The following is a 14470-nucleotide window of genomic DNA, read 5'->3' as shown; positions in this document are numbered from 1 at the left end:
GTTGGTTTTTCTGCGAAAAACCACTACGAAGCACTCCGGACTACGCTAACCCCTCATTGCCGGGTGGATCGTCCGTATGGTCCCGCAACCGCTCCGCTTCTCCGATAATGCCAAGTGCTTACTAGGTGCGATGAGCCGGCAGCCGGCGGGACAGACGGCAACCTTGCCATTCACCGGACGGGAACTGTGCATTTTTTCCAAAAGCAGGAACATACCTGCATCGCCCAAGTTAGACATCGACGGCATTGGATCACGGATTCTTTCTCGCATTCTCCAGTCTGACAGAGTGCTCCATGATTCTTTGATGCTCGAACCAATGGGCAGGACAATGTACCGCTGTCAGCTTTTCTTATCTGCCTTTGGCCTGGTGTTGGCGGGTGGCCTGTCCCCACAGGGCCAAGCCATGGCACAGGCGCCCTGCCCGGCCCACCACGATAAGCTGCTCGCTGTCCTCAAGGCCAATGTGAAAGCGAGCGGCGGACCTGCCAACGGAGGCTTTGAGACTAACGAATGGGCGGCTGTCGTTGCCCGCGACGGCGCCGTGTGCGCGATCGCTTTCAGCGGTCCCACCGCCGATTCCCAATGGCCAGGCAGTCGCCTCGTCGCGGCAGAGAAGGCCAATACGGCCAATGGGCTCAGCTTGGCGCAAATGGCCCTATCGACGGCCAATCTCTACGCGGGGGCGCAACCTGGCGGGCCGCTTTTCGGCTTGCAGGAGACCAATCCGGTTAACCAGGCCGCGGCCTATGCGGGCGATCCCAAAACGTTCGGAAGCGCCAGCGATCCCCTTGTCGGCAAGCCGATTGGAGGCGTCGTTGTGTTTGGCGGCGGGCTTGCCCTCTATGACGGCAAGAGCATCGTCGGAGGGATCGGGGTCTCCGGAGATTCCTCATGCGCCGATCACAATGTCGCCTGGCGTGTTCGCGCGGCGCTCGGCCTCGACAAGGTTCCCGCCGGGGTCAATCCCAATCGCAAGGACGCCATCGTCTACGATCTCGATCCCGGCGGCAAAAGCGCCTCGGGTTGGGGCCATCCGCTTTGTGCCGGTACCGAGGCTGACATCGCGGCGGCGCTCGGCGCCGGCGTGGGAGGCTCGATCCACAAATGAAAGGCACGCTGCACCCGGCACCGGCGCGCGTTGACGCAGGACGAGGCGCCCGCGCATTGGCGACCGAGAATTCTTTTCGCACCTGCATACTCTCGGTGATGCTGCTGGCATGCGGCCCATTCCTGAGCGGTGCCTCGGAGCCGCCATCGGCGGCGGCTATTGCGCCGCCCGCCGCCGCCGCGCCACCCGATGACGGGCAATGGACAATGCCGGCCAAGAACTACGCGTCGACCCGCTTCAGCGACCTGACCGAGATCAACGAAGGCAACGTCAAGAACCTGCAGGTCGCCTTCACCTTCTCCACCGGCGTGAACAAGGGCCAGGAAGCAGCGCCGCTGGTTGTCGGCAACATCATGTACATCGTCACGCCCTTTCCCAACATCGTCTACGCGCTCGACCTTTCCAGGCCCGGCGCGCCGATGAAGTGGAAGTACGAGCCCAACCCCGAGCCGGCGGCACAAGGGGTGGCCTGCTGCGATGTCGTCAACCGCGGCGCGGCCTTCGCCGACGGGCGCATCTTCTTCAACACGCTGGACGGCCACACGATCGCCCTCGACGCCAACACAGGCAAACCGATCTGGAACGCTCATATCGGCAACATCAACATCGGCGAGACCATCACCATGGCTCCGCTGGTGGTGAAGGGCAAAGTTTTGGTCGGCAATTCCGGCGGCGAAATGGGCGTCCGCGGCTGGGTCAAGGCGCTGGATGCCGGAGACGGGCATATTGTCTGGACGGCTTATGGCACTGGACCCGACAAGGATGTGCTGATCGGCCCGGACTTCAAGCCCCACTATGACATGGACAAGGGCACAGACCTTGGCGTGACGACATGGCCGCCGGAAGCCTGGAAGATCGGCGGCGGCAATATGTGGGGCTGGATCTCCTACGATCCGGACTTGAACTTGATTTTCCACGGCACAGGCAATCCAGGACCGTGGAATCCGGATTTGCGGCCCGGCGACAACAAATGGACGTCCGGTATTTTCGCGCGTGATCCCGATACCGGAGCGGCGAAGTGGTTCTATCAGTGGAGCCCGCATGACCTCCATGACTATGACGGCATCAACGAGCAGATCCTTTTGGACATGACCTGGCAAGGCAAGCCGCGCAAGGTCCTCGTCCGACCGGAACGCAACGGCTACCTCTATATCCTCGATCGGACCACTGGCGAGGTGCTGTCGGCCACAGCCTATGGCCCGGTCAATTCCAGCAAGGGCGTCGACCTGAAGACCGGCCGCCTGATTGCAAACCCCGACAAGAGAACCGGCACCGGCAAGGTGGTGCGAGACATTTGCCCGACAGCGTCCGGCCTCAAGGACTGGCAGCCATCGGCCTTTTCGCCGAGGACCGGCCTGCTCTACATCCCCCACAACAATCTCTGCATGGATGAAGAAGGCGTCGAGGTAAACTACATCGCAGGCACGCCCTATGTCGGCATGAACGTACGCATGATCCCCGGGCCGGGCGGCAATCGTGGTGCCTTCACCGCCTGGGATGTTGCCGCCGCCAAGCCGGCCTGGGTCCTGAAGGAGAACTTTCCGGTGTGGAGCGGCACCGTCGTCACTGCCGGCGATGTCGTCTTTTACGGCACCATGGAAGGCTGGTTCAAGGCGGTCAGCGCCAGGACTGGCGACCTCCTTTGGCAATTCAAGACATCGTCCGGCATCATCGGCCAGCCGATAACCTATCGCGGCCCCGATGGGCACCAATATGTCGCAATTCTGTCAGGCGTCGGTGGCTGGGCCGGTGCCATCGTTTCCGGCGACCTCGACCCACGCGATGCCACCGCGGCACTTGGCTTCGTCAACGCGATGAAGGATCTAAAGAACGCTACCACGGCGGGAGGCACGCTTTATGTGTTCCGGCTGCCTTGATGGATCGGACTTGACCGTACGTCCGGCGCGAAAGGCGTTCCAACGGGTGGCGATCGGCATGGCCGGGCTCGCCTTGTTGCTCTTGCCGGCTATTGCCAGTCCACGTGAGTTGAGAGTGTGCGCCGACCCGAACAACATGCCGTTTTCCAACGCGGCCGGTCAAGGCTTCGAGAACAGGATCGCGGAAATTATCGCCACTGATCTCGGCGCCAAGCTGACGTACACTTGGTGGGCGCAGCGGCGTGGCTTCATCCGCAACACGCTGAAGGCAGGCCTTTGCGATCTCGTGCCCGGCACGCCTGCCAATCTCGAAATGCTGCGCACGACCACGCCTTACTACCGTTCGTCTTATGTCTTCGTAACCCGCCAGGACGGCCCGGACGTGGCCTCCTTCAACGACCCGCGGTTGCAAGAATTGCGTATCGGTGTTCAGCTCATCGGCGACGACGGCGCCAACTCGCCGCCTGTCCAGGCGCTTGGCCGCCGCGGCATCGTCGGGCACCTCATCGGCTACCCCGTCTATGGCGACTACTCCGCTCCCAACCCTCCGGCGCGCATCGTCGAAGCTGTTGCGAACGGCGAGATCGATCTTGCCGTGGTTTGGGGTCCGCTCGCCGGCTATTTCGCCGAGAGGCAAAAGGTGTCGCTCCGGATCACGCCGGTCACGCCTCGCATCGACGGACCGCAACTGCCGCTAATGTACGACATCTCAATGGGTGTTCGGCGCGAGGACGATGCGCTGCGTGGCGATGTGAATAGCGCGCTTGCCAGACACAAGGCCGAGATCGACGCGGTTCTGGCGCAATACGGCGTACCGCGTCTGGACATGGCCGGGAGTCCGGCGCGATGAGGCAGGCTCTGGCGATGTTACTGCCCTTGACGCTGGCCCTGGTCGCCTGCCAGCGCGAGGAGCGCGACACGCGACCGCAATCGGCACTCGGCTCAGGTGAGCAGCCGACGCCCGTGACCACGTTGGAGCCGGGCGGACAGCGACCCTCCCCCACCGATAACAAGGCGGCGAGCTTCGAGGCCAACGCCTTCCACATGAGCGAGGGCAAACGCCTGTTCGGCTGGTTCAACTGCTCGGGCTGCCATGCCAATGGCGGTGGCGGCATGGGCCCGGCGCTCATGGACGAGAAGTGGCTCTACGGCAGCTCGATCGAAAGCATCCACGCCACGATCCGCGACGGCAGGCCGAACGGGATGCCGAGCTTCGGCCAGAAGATACCCGATGACCAGATATGGGAGCTGGCGGCATATGTGCGTGCACTGGGCGGCAACGCGCCCTCCTCCGCCGCGCCGCAACGCAATGACGGCATGATGGTGCATCCCTCGGAAAACCGTCTGCCGGATGCCGCGACACTGGGCAAATCACCGTGAAGCGCCCGGCCTCGGTGGCCTTCGCCCTCTGTGTCCTGCTTCTTCTGCAGGGATGCGCAGGCTGGCAGTCGGCGCTGGATCCGAAAGGCCCCGCAGCCGGCGAGTTGGCTTGGCTGATCTGGTTCTTCACCGCGCTTTGCGCGGTTGTGTGGGTGCTGGTGATGATCGCTCTCGCAGCACCGCTGGTTATGCGATCGCGTCCCGGCGATGAACCCCTCTTACTCGACGAAGCGGCCGAACGCCGCAAGATGCGCGTGGTCGCGTCCGCCGTCGGGCTGACCGCCATCATCCTGATCGGACTGACGCTGCTAAGCTTTTTCGCCAACAGGACGCTGGCTGCGATAGGCTCGGAGGCTGTGCTGACAATCAGGGTGACCGGGCACCAGTGGTGGTGGGAGTTGCGCTACGAGGATGCTACGCCGAGCCGTATCCTGACGACGGCAAACGAGATCCATATCCCTGCCGGCGAGCCGGTGCGGCTGCTATTGACCTCGACCGATGTGATCCATTCCTTCTGGATCCCAAGCTTGGCCGGCAAACTCGATCTTATCCCCGGCCACATGAACGTGTTGGATATCAAGGCCGACAAGCCGGGCGTCTACCGTGGTCAATGCGCTGAATTCTGCGGTGCGCAGCACGCCAATATGGGCACCTTCATCATCGCCGAACCGCGCCCGAAATTCGATGCGTGGCTGAACGACCAGTTGCAGCCGGCCGGCGCGCCGGCGAGCGGCGAAGCCAAGGCCGGCGCAGACCTGTTCCTCAAACGCCCCTGCGTGATGTGCCACAGGATCGGGGGAACGCCGGCCGGCGGAACGGTGGCTCCCGACCTCACCCACATCGCCAGCCGGAAAACATTGGCGGCCGGAACGCTGACGATGAGCCGCGGCAATCTCGCCGCCTGGATAGCCGACCCGCAAGGCATCAAGCCGGGTTCCCACATGCCAGTGGCAGATCTCAACGGCGACGAGCTCAACGCAATCGTCGCTTATCTCGAGGGGCTGAAATGAGCAGCGCCGATGTCACAGGCGACCGCCACATCCCGGAACCAGACCCCGCCAAGGGCGACCTTGCTCCCGAACGTGACGGCCCCCGCGATACCGGCATGGATGATGCCAGCCTGCATCGCTGGCTCGAGCGCACCTGGCGGACGCCGTCCGGCATCGTCGGAGCGCTCTCGAGCGTCGATCACAAGGTGATCGCACGACGCTATTTGATCACCGCTTTCGTCTTCCTTGGTCTTGGCGGTCTCAACGCTGTCGCCATGCGTATCCAGCTTTCGGGACCGCAACGCGGCCTGATCGGGCCCGACCTCTACAACCAGCTGTTCACCATGCATGGCGTTACGATGATGTTTCTGTTCGCCGTGCCCATCGTGCAGGCGACCGGGATCTACCTGGTGCCGCTGATGGTGGGCACCCGCAACATCGCGTTTCCGCGCCTGAACGCGTTCAGCTATTGGATCTACGTCTCGGGCGGCGCTTTCGCCTGGGTGTCGTTTGCCCTCAACATGGCTCCTGATGTGGGCTGGTTCGCTTACGTGCCGCTGTCCGGCCCCGAATTCGCACCGGGCAAGCGCGCCGATGTCTGGGCGCAGATGATCACCTATACCGAAGTGTCGTCACTGGCCGTCGCGGTGGCAACCATCGTCACGGTGTTCAAGCAGCGGGCCCCCGGGATGTCGCTGGACAAGATCCCGCTCTATGTCTGGGCGATGCTGGTCACTTCTTTCGTCGTCATCTTCGCGATGCCGGCGGTGATGATCACCTCGACTTTCCTGATCCTTGACCGGCTGGTCGGCACGCACATCTTCAACCCGGCGGAAGGTGGGGATGCTCTGCTGTTCCAACACCTCTTCTGGTTCTTCGGCCATCCGGAGGTTTACATCATCTTCCTGCCGGCGACGGGCATGGTGTCCGCGATCATTCCTGTTTTCGCCAGGCGACCGACATTCGGTCATCTCGGGCTGGTCCTGTCGCTTATCGCAGTCGGCTTCCTGTCGTTCGGGCTCTGGGTTCACCACATGTTCGCCACGGGATTGCCTAAGCTCGGCGCCAGTTTCTTCACCGCATCCAGCATGCTGATCGCGATTCCAAACGGCGTGCAGATCTTCTGCTGGCTTGCAACACTTTGGGACCGCCGGCCGGTGATCCGGACGCCATTGCTGTTCGTCTTCGGCTTCTTCTTCATCTTCGTCATCGGCGGGCTAACCGGCGTCATGCTCGCCTCGGTGCCACTGGATCTTCAGGTGCACGACACCTATTTCGTCGTCGCGCATTTCCATTACGTGCTGATCGGCGGCTCGGTGTTCCCGCTGCTTGGCGCGGCTTATTTCTGGTTCCCGAAGATCACCGGCCGCATGATGAGCGAACGCCTTGGACGGTGGCATTTCTGGCTGGCCTTCATCGGGTTCAATGCGGCCTTTTTCCCGATGCATCTCGTCGGCCTATGGGGCATGCCACGAAGGGTCTACACCTATCCGGCCGAGCTTGGCTGGGGCAACATCAACCTTTTCATCTCTGCCGGGGCGCTGCTCTTTTTCCTGAGCTTTGTCCTGTTCACTTTCAATCTGGTGCATGGCGCGCTCAAAGGCACCCTGGCCGGCAACAACCCGTGGGACGCAGGAACCTTGGAGTGGGCAACGTCCTCGCCACCGCCGAGCTATAATTTCGCACGCATTCCCATGGTTACCCATATCGAGCCGCTCTGGGCCGAGCGCGAGGCGCTCCCTGTAGCGACCGGGCTCCGCGTCGATGCGCGCGAACTCCTCATCTCGACCTTGGCCGAAGCTTATCCCGATATTCGCGAGAAATCGGCCACACCGTCGATCTGGCCGCTTTTTGCGGCGCTAGCCGTCGGCGGCACGTTTCTCTATTCGATCTTCACGCCTTGGGCGATCGTCTGGGGCGCCGCGCCGATCGCCATCACGTTGATCGGTTGGTTCTGGCCCAAGGGCGATCCGGAGGACCAGGAATGAAGCAGCGCGCCGCCGCCGATCTTTCTGGCCTGCCGACCTTCGGGCACGGTCCGCGCAGCCCCACCTGGTGGGGCACGCTCGGCTTCATGGCTTTGGAAGGCACCGGTTTCGCGCTGGCAGCGGGCGCATATCTCTATCTTGCGCTGTCGTGGCCAGCGTGGCGGCTTAGCGCACCGCAGCCTGACCATTGGCCCGGAACGATCGTGACGATTTTGTTTGTCGTCAGCCTTGTGCCCAACCACGTCCTCCACCGCCACGCCAAGCAATGCTCCATGGTTCCGGTGCGGATCGGCCTGGTGGTTATGTCGCTGCTCGGCATCGCTCCGCTCGTCGTGCGCTGGTTCGAATTCCCCGCCCTCAACATCTATTGGGACACCAACGCCTATGGATCGATGCTCTGGGTGCTGCTTGGCCTGCACACCACGCACCTTATAACCGATGTCGGCGACACCATCGTGCTGACAGTGCTGATGTTCACGCGCCACGGCTATAGCGGCCGGCGCTTCGGCGATGTCGGCGACAATGTCTTCTACTGGGATTTCGTGGTCCTGACCTGGATCCCGATCTACGTGCTCATCTATTGGGCGCCGAGGCTAGGCTGAGATGCGAGCGTTACGGTTGGGAACGTCTTGGGGTGGTCTTCTGTCAGGTCCGCTGGCCTGGGCGGTCTCGACACAGCTGAATTATGCGCTGGTGCCTTGGCAATGCAACCGCCAGGTGCCGGTCGTGCTTCCCGTGGCGCTGCTGCTCGTCTTGTTGTCGCTGCTCGGCGGGGCGCTGTCGTGGCGGGCGAAGCAGCGAGGCGGTGCCGCATTCAAGCCGGAGCGTACGCGCGGCACAGAGCGCTTCGTCGCCAATCTCGGGATGTTGTCGGCGTTGCTGTTTGCGCTTGTGATCCTCATGCAAGGCAGCGCGGCGCTGATCCTGGATGAGTGCCTGCGATGAACCTGGACGCGCTGTTCCCTACTTCCATCTGCTACGGCGCCGCCGCGCCCGGGGCCGGGTGGACGCTCGCGCTGCCCATCACCCTGCCACTCGCCGTGCTTGCCCTGATATATGTCGTTGGCGCTGGCCGGCTTTGGCGGCGCAGCAGCCGCGGCAGGACTCTGCGGCTGCGCCAGGCTCTGCTGTTCACGGCCGGATGGAGCGTGTTGACAGCCGCATTGGTCAGCCCGATTCATGTGCTCGGCGAGCAGGTCTTTGCGGCGCATATGATCGAGCATGAACTGCTGATGGCCGTGGCGGCGCCGCTGTTGGTCTCTGCCTGCCCGACTGCGGCCTTGATGTGGGGCCTACCCATCCGGTTCCGGCGCGTTCTGGGAATTGCCGGACACGCCAATTGGCTGAGGGTGGTCTGGGCCTTCGCAACGCGGCCGATCAGCGCGACCATTATCCACGGCATTGCTATATGGATTTGGCACATTCCGGTGTTGTTCGAGGCCGCGCTCGAACGCGGCGTACTGCACTATGCACAGCACGCGAGCTTCTTCGGAACAGGGCTGCTGTTCTGGTGGGTCCTCTTGCCGCGTCCCGGCCGCCAGCATGCCTATGGGAGCGCAGTGATGCACCTCTTTGTCACCTCGCTGCATACCGGGCTGCTCGGCGTTCTCCTGTTGCTCTCGCCACGCCTCTGGTACCCGGAGAACGCCGTGGGAGCGGCACTGTGGAATTTGAGCCCCCTGGAGGACCAGCAACTTGCTGGGCTGGTGATGTGGGTTCCGGCTGGATTGATATATGGCGGCGCAGCGCTGCTGCTGGCCGCGTTGTGGATCAAGGCGAGCGGAAGGAGGGAGGCGGCGCATGCGTACGAGCGTGTCTAAACTGCTTGCCGCCGTCATCGCCGCGCTGGTGCTGCTCGTCGCGGCCGTGGCCGGAATGACCTGGTGGTCCGATCGGGCCGCGCGCGTCCGCCACGAGGCGGAGGCGGCCACAGGCGGTGACACTGCGAGGGCCTTGCCGATCATGACTGCGAATGGCTGTTCCGGCTGCCATACGATTACGGGCGTGCCGGGCGCGCAAGGGCAGGTCGGTCCTCGCCTGGATGCCAGTCTTGCTGACCGCGTCTTTATCGGCGGCGGGCTGGCCAACAATCCAGAGAACCTGATCCGCTGGATACGATCGGCCAGGGAAATCAATCCGCACACCGCCATGCCGTCGACCCGGATAACAGAGCAGCAGGCGCGCGATATCGCGGCTTACCTCTACGCTCTGAAATGACTCGAGCGGTTCACCGTTTGAACAACAACGCCGGCCCTTCTGAAGAGACCGACTATCGTTGATCCAGGATCATTCAAGCTAGGTTTGACGCTGAGACGGATCGGAAATCCGTTCACGCACGGCATGCTCGGTTTTGTCTGCCGTGGACTTCACGACCTCGCCGAGCTGATCGGCCATCGTGCCTGCTTCCATATTTTTCCGGCCAGCTTCCTGCTTGATGGTCTCATAGGCGTCGGCGGCGACCTGCTTGGCTTCATCCAGACCCCTGTCGAGCATGGTTTCGGCGGTGTCGCGAAGCTTGTCGCCATAGGCGCCTAGTTGCTCATCCTCCGTTGCGGTATGGGGCAGCATTGCACCTATGGCGGCGCCGATGGCGAGACCGGCGGCCGCTACGGCCAAGGGTTGGTTCTCAAACAGTTCTTGGGCAGAGCGGGTGGTTTTCGCCGCCATCTCGCCGGTCACCGATCTTGCAGTGGCCGTGCTGCCCGTCAAACCCTCGGCGGCGTTGCTTGCCGCGCTCGAAACGGTATCGCTGACGCTGGTAGCAGCCGACGACAACGATGTGGCGGCATCGGAAAGCGTGCTGCCAAGGCCTCCACGCTCCCCGTCATCATGTCGTCCCGGCGCCGAAGGCATGGAGTATCCAGCCGAACCGTGGGGGGTGTTTGAGGTACCGCTGCCGAACATCAGCCAAGCCAGACCTGCGCCCACCATGGTGACCGGCAAAGGATTGTCTCGGACCTGCGTTCTGAGATTGCTGAGCATGGCCGAGCTCTCCCCTCCCGAGAACAGCCCGGTGAACTCATCCAGCAATTGTCCGGGCGTCATCTTGCCTCGAATGGATTCGGCGGTCTCCATCACCCGGGCGCGGGCTGCCTCGGCCTCGCGTTCAAGTTCGGCTGCGGATTTCTCTTTCATCTCACCTGTTCCTTGATCACGCTCGCGTCGCGCTTAAGCTGTTCCTGGGTCCGGTCGGGGGTAAGTTCCGAAGGCGCCATGCTGGCCATCCCGGTCCGCAGCAGGATGACGCCGAGGACCGCCACGACCACACCGACCAGCAGGGAAGACCACCCCGCGCCTAGCCCTGCCCGCGTCAGTGCGATAACGAGTGCCTGCAGCAACACCAATAGCGCGGCGAGCAGGCAAATCGCGCCGCCCAGTACTTCCGCGGCACCTGCTCCGGCTTTGGCAAGCTTTTCAGAGAGCTCCGCCCGAAACAGCCTTGCCTCGGTTTGCACCAGTGGTGACATTCTGGGCCAAGTCGGTGATCAGTCCGGTAAGGCTGGGATTGTCCTGGGTGTTCATCTGTCCTGCTCCGCGTTCTGCGTGGCCCCATCATCGCCGACGAGGCCCGAATCCTGCGAACGATCAACGGACCAACCCTGTGCCTGATCGGTGTGTGATTTGAGGTCTCCCGCAGCATCCTGGAATTCTGGACCCGCCGGCGGAGAAGCCTTGATGAACCGCCCGAGAGCCAATCCGGCCAATACCGATCCGGCAAGCAGGACACCGGGATTTTGCCGGCCAAAGGACTGCACGTCCTCCAGGACCTGGCCGAACGGTTTCTGTTTCAATGACGATGAAAGCCGCTCCAAGCCACCGGCGGCATCCAATGCGAACTTCGATGCGTTCCTTTCATCGTTGTTGGCCAGATGGTCACTGGCCGCGCGCAGTGCGCCGCCCAGCGCCGCCAGACTCGATCCGATGTCGCGCTGAGCTTCCTCCGCCTTGTCGGAAATCGCATCCCTGGCTTCAGATGCATAATCGCCAGCCTTACGGGTCACCGTGTCACGCGCGTCGTGAAGCAGCTCGCTGGCACGTTCTTGTTCCTGGCGAAGCCTGTCGGAAACGTCGCTTTTCGCCTTGTCGAAATCGGTGGGCTGTCCGCCCTGATCGTTCTCATGCTGCATGGGCCACCTAGTGAAGACCGAGGAAGGAGAGGACCGCGAGCACGACAACGATAAGGCCGATAAGATAGATGACACTGTTCATGTGCACGTCCTCCGTGGCTTCCCAACTTCGTGGAACCTCCGATGTTCCACTAGGTGAAAGCATTTATGATCAGGCTGAAACGGAGAGCTCGTCAGGCACGCAACAATCAGGAATGAGCTGAGCTGCCCCTCGTGCGGAGCTTCAGTGGCTCGAGTACAAACCTTGTGCTCCCGACTGCGCACGGGTCGAGCGGAAGGCCGCCGGTTGCCTCGGCTTTGGCTGACCTTTGTCTATTCGGCTGTCCGCCTGTCGATCATCTGCTCGCTCTGGACGCCCGGCACGTCCCTGCGCTGTTAGACGCCTTCAACGAAGCGAGGATGAAGGCATAGAATACGTGCTGATGTTTCATTCTCCTGCGGGAAGGAGCAGAGATATTCAGTTCGCCCATGTCTTCGAACGCCGCGAGCGACTGCTGCATGGTGTCGTGTGCACGCGCTCCGACGGATTGTTCCGTCCGAGCAACACCTAAATCATGCAACCTTGGAAAACAGGGCGACGTCGCATCTGGCCAAGCCGTAGCGCCACCGATGATCGGTCGTGGCGACCCGGCTTTGGTAAAACAGCGAAAGTTGGCCCCCTTCGATCATCACGGTCGAGTGGCCGTTCTCTCCCGGCTGGCCTGGTTCCAGCACCGGTCCCATCGACACATAGGGTCCAGCAACATCATCGGCGATGGCAAAAAACACGCGTTGCCGGTTTCCCCGAAGGCCATTCGGGAGAAAGCAAGTGGCATTGAGAAGCACGCGGCCATCCGGCAATTCGACCAGTTGTGCGCCCTCTATCCCCCATTCGTAGTCGGGATCCTCTCTCGTGTTGTGGTGAGGAACTTCATTATGGTCGAGGATCTTGCCGATCCGCTTCCAAGGGCCGAACCATGAATCGGATTGGCTACGCGCGAGATAGATGTCGGGCTGTGGCACCCTGGTGAATTTTGGCATGGCGGAATAGACGAGGTAGCGCTTGCCGCCAATAACTGCGGGATGCGGATCGTAAATGCCATCTTCCTCCGTGTCCGGGATGGCGAGGATTGCCGGGCTAAGAACCACCCAATGGAACCCGTCATTGGAAACCGCATGCTCGCAGCGGCCACCAGACTTCATGAACTCGGTCTGGATGAACATGTGAAAGACGCCACTTTCGTGAATGACCCCCGGAGCCGCAACACCACTCCCATTGATAGGAAGCTCGATCGACTGATGCTCGGTCCACGGCCCATAAAGTTCCGGCGCCGTGGCATGCAGGATCCTCCACGTCTCGCTGGTCACCGTGCCGCTCGAGCCGAAGACGTGCCACAGGCTGCCATCAAAGACGGGGCAAGGGTCTTTGAGATCATCCACGCTTTGCGGATGAAACAGCGGAAAAACATTGGTTGAAAAGTCGATCTTCATATCAGCCCCGGAATTCGCCTGGCACGGACTCGCCAGTGATGCGGGCGAATCAACTTGATGTCCTGCACATTTTATAACCAGCGACTTAAACGCAAATACGGCAGGTCAGTTCTCCACCGACATTCCCCCGTCGCTCACGCTTTCAAAGCCCGGCGACGCGTGGTGGCCGTTCTCAGCTCCGCGGAAATGTCGTCGCATTCGTCATCCGAGCGGTGACTGAGAGCACTTCACTTCACCTTGGAACAACTCACGCGCGGGAAAGTTAGGAGCTGGCATCGAAGTCTATTTCTCCTCGACCCGCTATTAACAAATGTTAGTCGTAACATAAACCAAAGATTACGAGAAGGAACATCTCAATGGAAGCAGCCTTGGGCAGGGTATCCGCCAGTAAACACGTTGGCAGGGAAAATCTACTGGTTTGCTTCTCCCATTTGCGATGGAATTTCGTTCATCAACGGCCGCAGCATATCCTCACTCTTGCATCCATGAAGCAGAGAGTGATCTACTTTGAAGAGCCTGTTTTTGAAGAACTGCCACAGCCGCTGATGCGGACGAGCGAGGCGTCGCCAAACATTCTAATTGTGACACCAGTGCTTCCGCTCGGCGCGTCGGCCGCGAAATCAGATGCCGTCCAGCGGAGATTTGTTCAGCAGATCATAGCTTCTATGCCGCACAGCCGGCTGATCGCCTGGTACTACACGCCGATGGCTCTTCGCTTCACGGAGTTCCTTGACCCAGACATATGCGTCTACGACTGCATGGACGAACTCTCCGCCTTCAAGAATGCACCGCCCGAACTGGCGCAGATGGAAAAGGAACTTCTGCGCCGCGCCGATCTCGTTTTCACCGGTGGCCTGAGCCTGTTCGAGACCAAGCGCCGCCTGCATCAGGCCATTTACCCCTTTCCGAGCAGCATCGATGTCAAACACTTTCACAAGGCAAGGCTGCCAGGAAAGGACCCCATCGATCAGGCCGGCATTCCTCACCCGAGGGTGGGGTATTTCGGCGTCATCGACGAGCGGCTGGACGTCGACCTCGTGGCGCTAGCGGCGCGGACCATGCCGGACGTGCATTTCGTCATGATCGGCCCCGTTGTCAAAATCGATCCTGCAATCCTGCCGAAGGCCGACAATCTGCATTGGTTGGGCGCGAAGGCCTACTGCGACCTGCCCGATTATCTGCGCCATTGGGATGCCGGGTGGATGCCGTTTGCGCTCAACGAAGCGACCCGGTTCATCAGCCCAACCAAGACGCCAGAGTTTCTGGCGGCGGGCCTGCCGGTGATCTCGACGGCAATCGTTGACGTTGTGCGCAGCTACGGCGCTGCTGGGCTGGTGGAGATCGCCGACATTGACGACTTGGACAGCAAGCTGCGCTCCCTGCTTTTGCGACCGCGCGAGATGCTGCTGCCGCAAGTCGATGCCTATCTGGCTGACATGTCGTGGGAAAGAACATGGAAGGCCATGGCCGCTCACATTGAGGGCGCCTACCGACGCAAGAAGGTCGTCCCGCTCCGCAGGAGCGCATAGCC

General features: G+C 61.7%; 15 protein-coding genes. 11 read left to right on the top strand and 4 right to left on the bottom strand.

The window, feature by feature from the left end; all coding sequences use genetic code 11:
* The first annotated feature begins 76 nt into the window (after positions 1-76).
* Genes NP503_RS29850 through NP503_RS29805 form a run of 10 tightly spaced genes read left to right on the top strand, consistent with a single transcriptional unit; the run spans position 77 to position 9559 of the window.
* A complete protein-coding gene (locus NP503_RS29850; RefSeq protein WP_372958894.1) occupies positions 77-1108 on the top strand; it encodes a heme-binding protein in 1032 nt (343 codons plus the stop codon).
* On the top strand, positions 1105-2985 hold the full coding sequence (locus tag NP503_RS29845) for a methanol/ethanol family PQQ-dependent dehydrogenase (protein ID WP_127271841.1): 1881 nt from the start codon (positions 1105-1107) through the stop codon (positions 2983-2985). The genes NP503_RS29850 and NP503_RS29845 overlap by 4 nt, the downstream gene beginning before the upstream one ends.
* Positions 2966-3835 carry a substrate-binding domain-containing protein gene (locus NP503_RS29840; RefSeq protein ID WP_127268116.1) on the top strand — a complete coding sequence of 290 codons (870 nt, stop codon included), beginning with the start codon at positions 2966-2968 and terminating at the stop codon, positions 3833-3835. The genes NP503_RS29845 and NP503_RS29840 overlap by 20 nt, the downstream gene beginning before the upstream one ends.
* On the top strand, positions 3832-4365 hold the full coding sequence (locus NP503_RS29835) for a c-type cytochrome (RefSeq protein WP_127268117.1): 534 nt from the start codon (positions 3832-3834) through the stop codon (positions 4363-4365). The genes NP503_RS29840 and NP503_RS29835 overlap by 4 nt, the downstream gene beginning before the upstream one ends.
* The gene (coxB, locus tag NP503_RS29830; protein WP_236383250.1) at positions 4362-5375 is read left to right on the top strand and encodes a cytochrome c oxidase subunit II; all 1014 of its coding nucleotides are present in this window, start codon (positions 4362-4364) and stop codon (positions 5373-5375) included. Before NP503_RS29835 ends, coxB begins: the two co-directional genes overlap by 4 nt.
* The gene (ctaD, locus tag NP503_RS29825) at positions 5372-7342 is read left to right on the top strand and encodes a cytochrome c oxidase subunit I (RefSeq protein ID WP_127268120.1); all 1971 of its coding nucleotides are present in this window, start codon (positions 5372-5374) and stop codon (positions 7340-7342) included. Before coxB ends, ctaD begins: the two co-directional genes overlap by 4 nt.
* Positions 7339-7944, top strand: a complete 606-nt coding sequence (locus NP503_RS29820) for a cytochrome c oxidase subunit 3 (protein ID WP_127268121.1) — start codon at positions 7339-7341, stop codon at positions 7942-7944. Before ctaD ends, NP503_RS29820 begins: the two co-directional genes overlap by 4 nt.
* Before the next feature lie 16 nt (positions 7945-7960).
* A complete protein-coding gene (locus tag NP503_RS29815; RefSeq protein ID WP_236383249.1) occupies positions 7961-8287 on the top strand; it encodes a hypothetical protein in 327 nt (108 codons plus the stop codon).
* Positions 8284-9162 (top strand): cytochrome c oxidase assembly protein, encoded by an 879-nt coding sequence (locus NP503_RS29810; RefSeq protein WP_127268123.1) that lies wholly within the window; start codon positions 8284-8286, stop codon positions 9160-9162. The genes NP503_RS29815 and NP503_RS29810 overlap by 4 nt, the downstream gene beginning before the upstream one ends.
* The gene (locus NP503_RS29805; RefSeq protein WP_127268124.1) at positions 9143-9559 is read left to right on the top strand and encodes a cytochrome c family protein; all 417 of its coding nucleotides are present in this window, start codon (positions 9143-9145) and stop codon (positions 9557-9559) included. The genes NP503_RS29810 and NP503_RS29805 overlap by 20 nt, the downstream gene beginning before the upstream one ends.
* Positions 9560-9637: 78 nt before the next feature.
* Here the strand turns inward: NP503_RS29805 and NP503_RS29800 are convergent, their stop codons facing one another.
* The 4 genes from NP503_RS29800 to NP503_RS29785 all read right to left on the bottom strand — a co-directional run bounded on the left by NP503_RS29800 (position 9638) and on the right by NP503_RS29785 (position 12939).
* On the bottom strand, positions 9638-10477 hold the full coding sequence (locus NP503_RS29800) for a DUF3618 domain-containing protein (protein ID WP_127270405.1): 840 nt from the start codon (positions 10475-10477) through the stop codon (positions 9638-9640).
* On the bottom strand, positions 10474-10809 hold the full coding sequence (locus NP503_RS29795) for a phage holin family protein (protein WP_236383248.1): 336 nt from the start codon (positions 10807-10809) through the stop codon (positions 10474-10476). Before NP503_RS29795 ends, NP503_RS29800 begins: the two co-directional genes overlap by 4 nt.
* A gap of 51 nt (positions 10810-10860) precedes the next feature.
* Positions 10861-11469 (bottom strand): hypothetical protein, encoded by a 609-nt coding sequence (locus NP503_RS29790; RefSeq protein ID WP_127266481.1) that lies wholly within the window; start codon positions 11467-11469, stop codon positions 10861-10863.
* Positions 11470-12021: 552 nt separating this feature from the next.
* On the bottom strand, positions 12022-12939 hold the full coding sequence (locus tag NP503_RS29785) for a hypothetical protein (RefSeq protein WP_164748700.1): 918 nt from the start codon (positions 12937-12939) through the stop codon (positions 12022-12024).
* A gap of 356 nt (positions 12940-13295) precedes the next feature.
* Between NP503_RS29785 and NP503_RS29780 the strand changes: the two genes are divergently transcribed.
* Entirely contained in the window at positions 13296-14468 is a 1173-nt protein-coding gene (locus NP503_RS29780; protein ID WP_127266480.1) for a glycosyltransferase, read from the top strand.
* Positions 14469-14470 lie beyond the last annotated feature (2 nt).

The sequence above is a fragment of the Mesorhizobium sp. SEMIA396 genome, assembly GCF_024518615.1.
Taxonomy (GTDB): Bacteria; Pseudomonadota; Alphaproteobacteria; order Rhizobiales; family Rhizobiaceae; genus Mesorhizobium.
Note: the sequence above shows the minus strand (reverse complement) of the source record. Positions and strands in the feature narration are given on the sequence as shown.

Excerpts from the sequence above, each read along its gene's own strand:
- NP503_RS29835 (WP_127268117.1), top strand. The coding sequence starts at position 3,832 with ATGAGGCAGGCTCTGGCGATGTTACTGCCCTTGACGCTGGCCCTGGTC.
- NP503_RS29780 (WP_127266480.1), top strand. The coding sequence starts at position 13,296 with ATGGAAGCAGCCTTGGGCAGGGTATCCGCCAGTAAACACGTTGGCAGG.
- NP503_RS29790 (WP_127266481.1), bottom strand. The coding sequence starts at position 11,469 with ATGCAGCATGAGAACGATCAGGGCGGACAGCCCACCGATTTCGACAAG.
- NP503_RS29820 (WP_127268121.1), top strand. The coding sequence starts at position 7,339 with ATGAAGCAGCGCGCCGCCGCCGATCTTTCTGGCCTGCCGACCTTCGGG.
- NP503_RS29795 (WP_236383248.1), bottom strand. The coding sequence starts at position 10,809 with ATGTCACCACTGGTGCAAACCGAGGCAAGGCTGTTTCGGGCGGAGCTC.
- NP503_RS29805 (WP_127268124.1), top strand. The coding sequence starts at position 9,143 with ATGCGTACGAGCGTGTCTAAACTGCTTGCCGCCGTCATCGCCGCGCTG.
- NP503_RS29810 (WP_127268123.1), top strand. The coding sequence starts at position 8,284 with ATGAACCTGGACGCGCTGTTCCCTACTTCCATCTGCTACGGCGCCGCC.
- ctaD (WP_127268120.1), top strand. The coding sequence starts at position 5,372 with ATGAGCAGCGCCGATGTCACAGGCGACCGCCACATCCCGGAACCAGAC.
- NP503_RS29785 (WP_164748700.1), bottom strand. The coding sequence starts at position 12,939 with ATGAAGATCGACTTTTCAACCAATGTTTTTCCGCTGTTTCATCCGCAA.
- NP503_RS29845 (WP_127271841.1), top strand. The coding sequence starts at position 1,105 with ATGAAAGGCACGCTGCACCCGGCACCGGCGCGCGTTGACGCAGGACGA.
- NP503_RS29800 (WP_127270405.1), bottom strand. The coding sequence starts at position 10,477 with ATGAAAGAGAAATCCGCAGCCGAACTTGAACGCGAGGCCGAGGCAGCC.
- NP503_RS29840 (WP_127268116.1), top strand. The coding sequence starts at position 2,966 with ATGTGTTCCGGCTGCCTTGATGGATCGGACTTGACCGTACGTCCGGCG.
- NP503_RS29850 (WP_372958894.1), top strand. The coding sequence starts at position 77 with ATGGTCCCGCAACCGCTCCGCTTCTCCGATAATGCCAAGTGCTTACTA.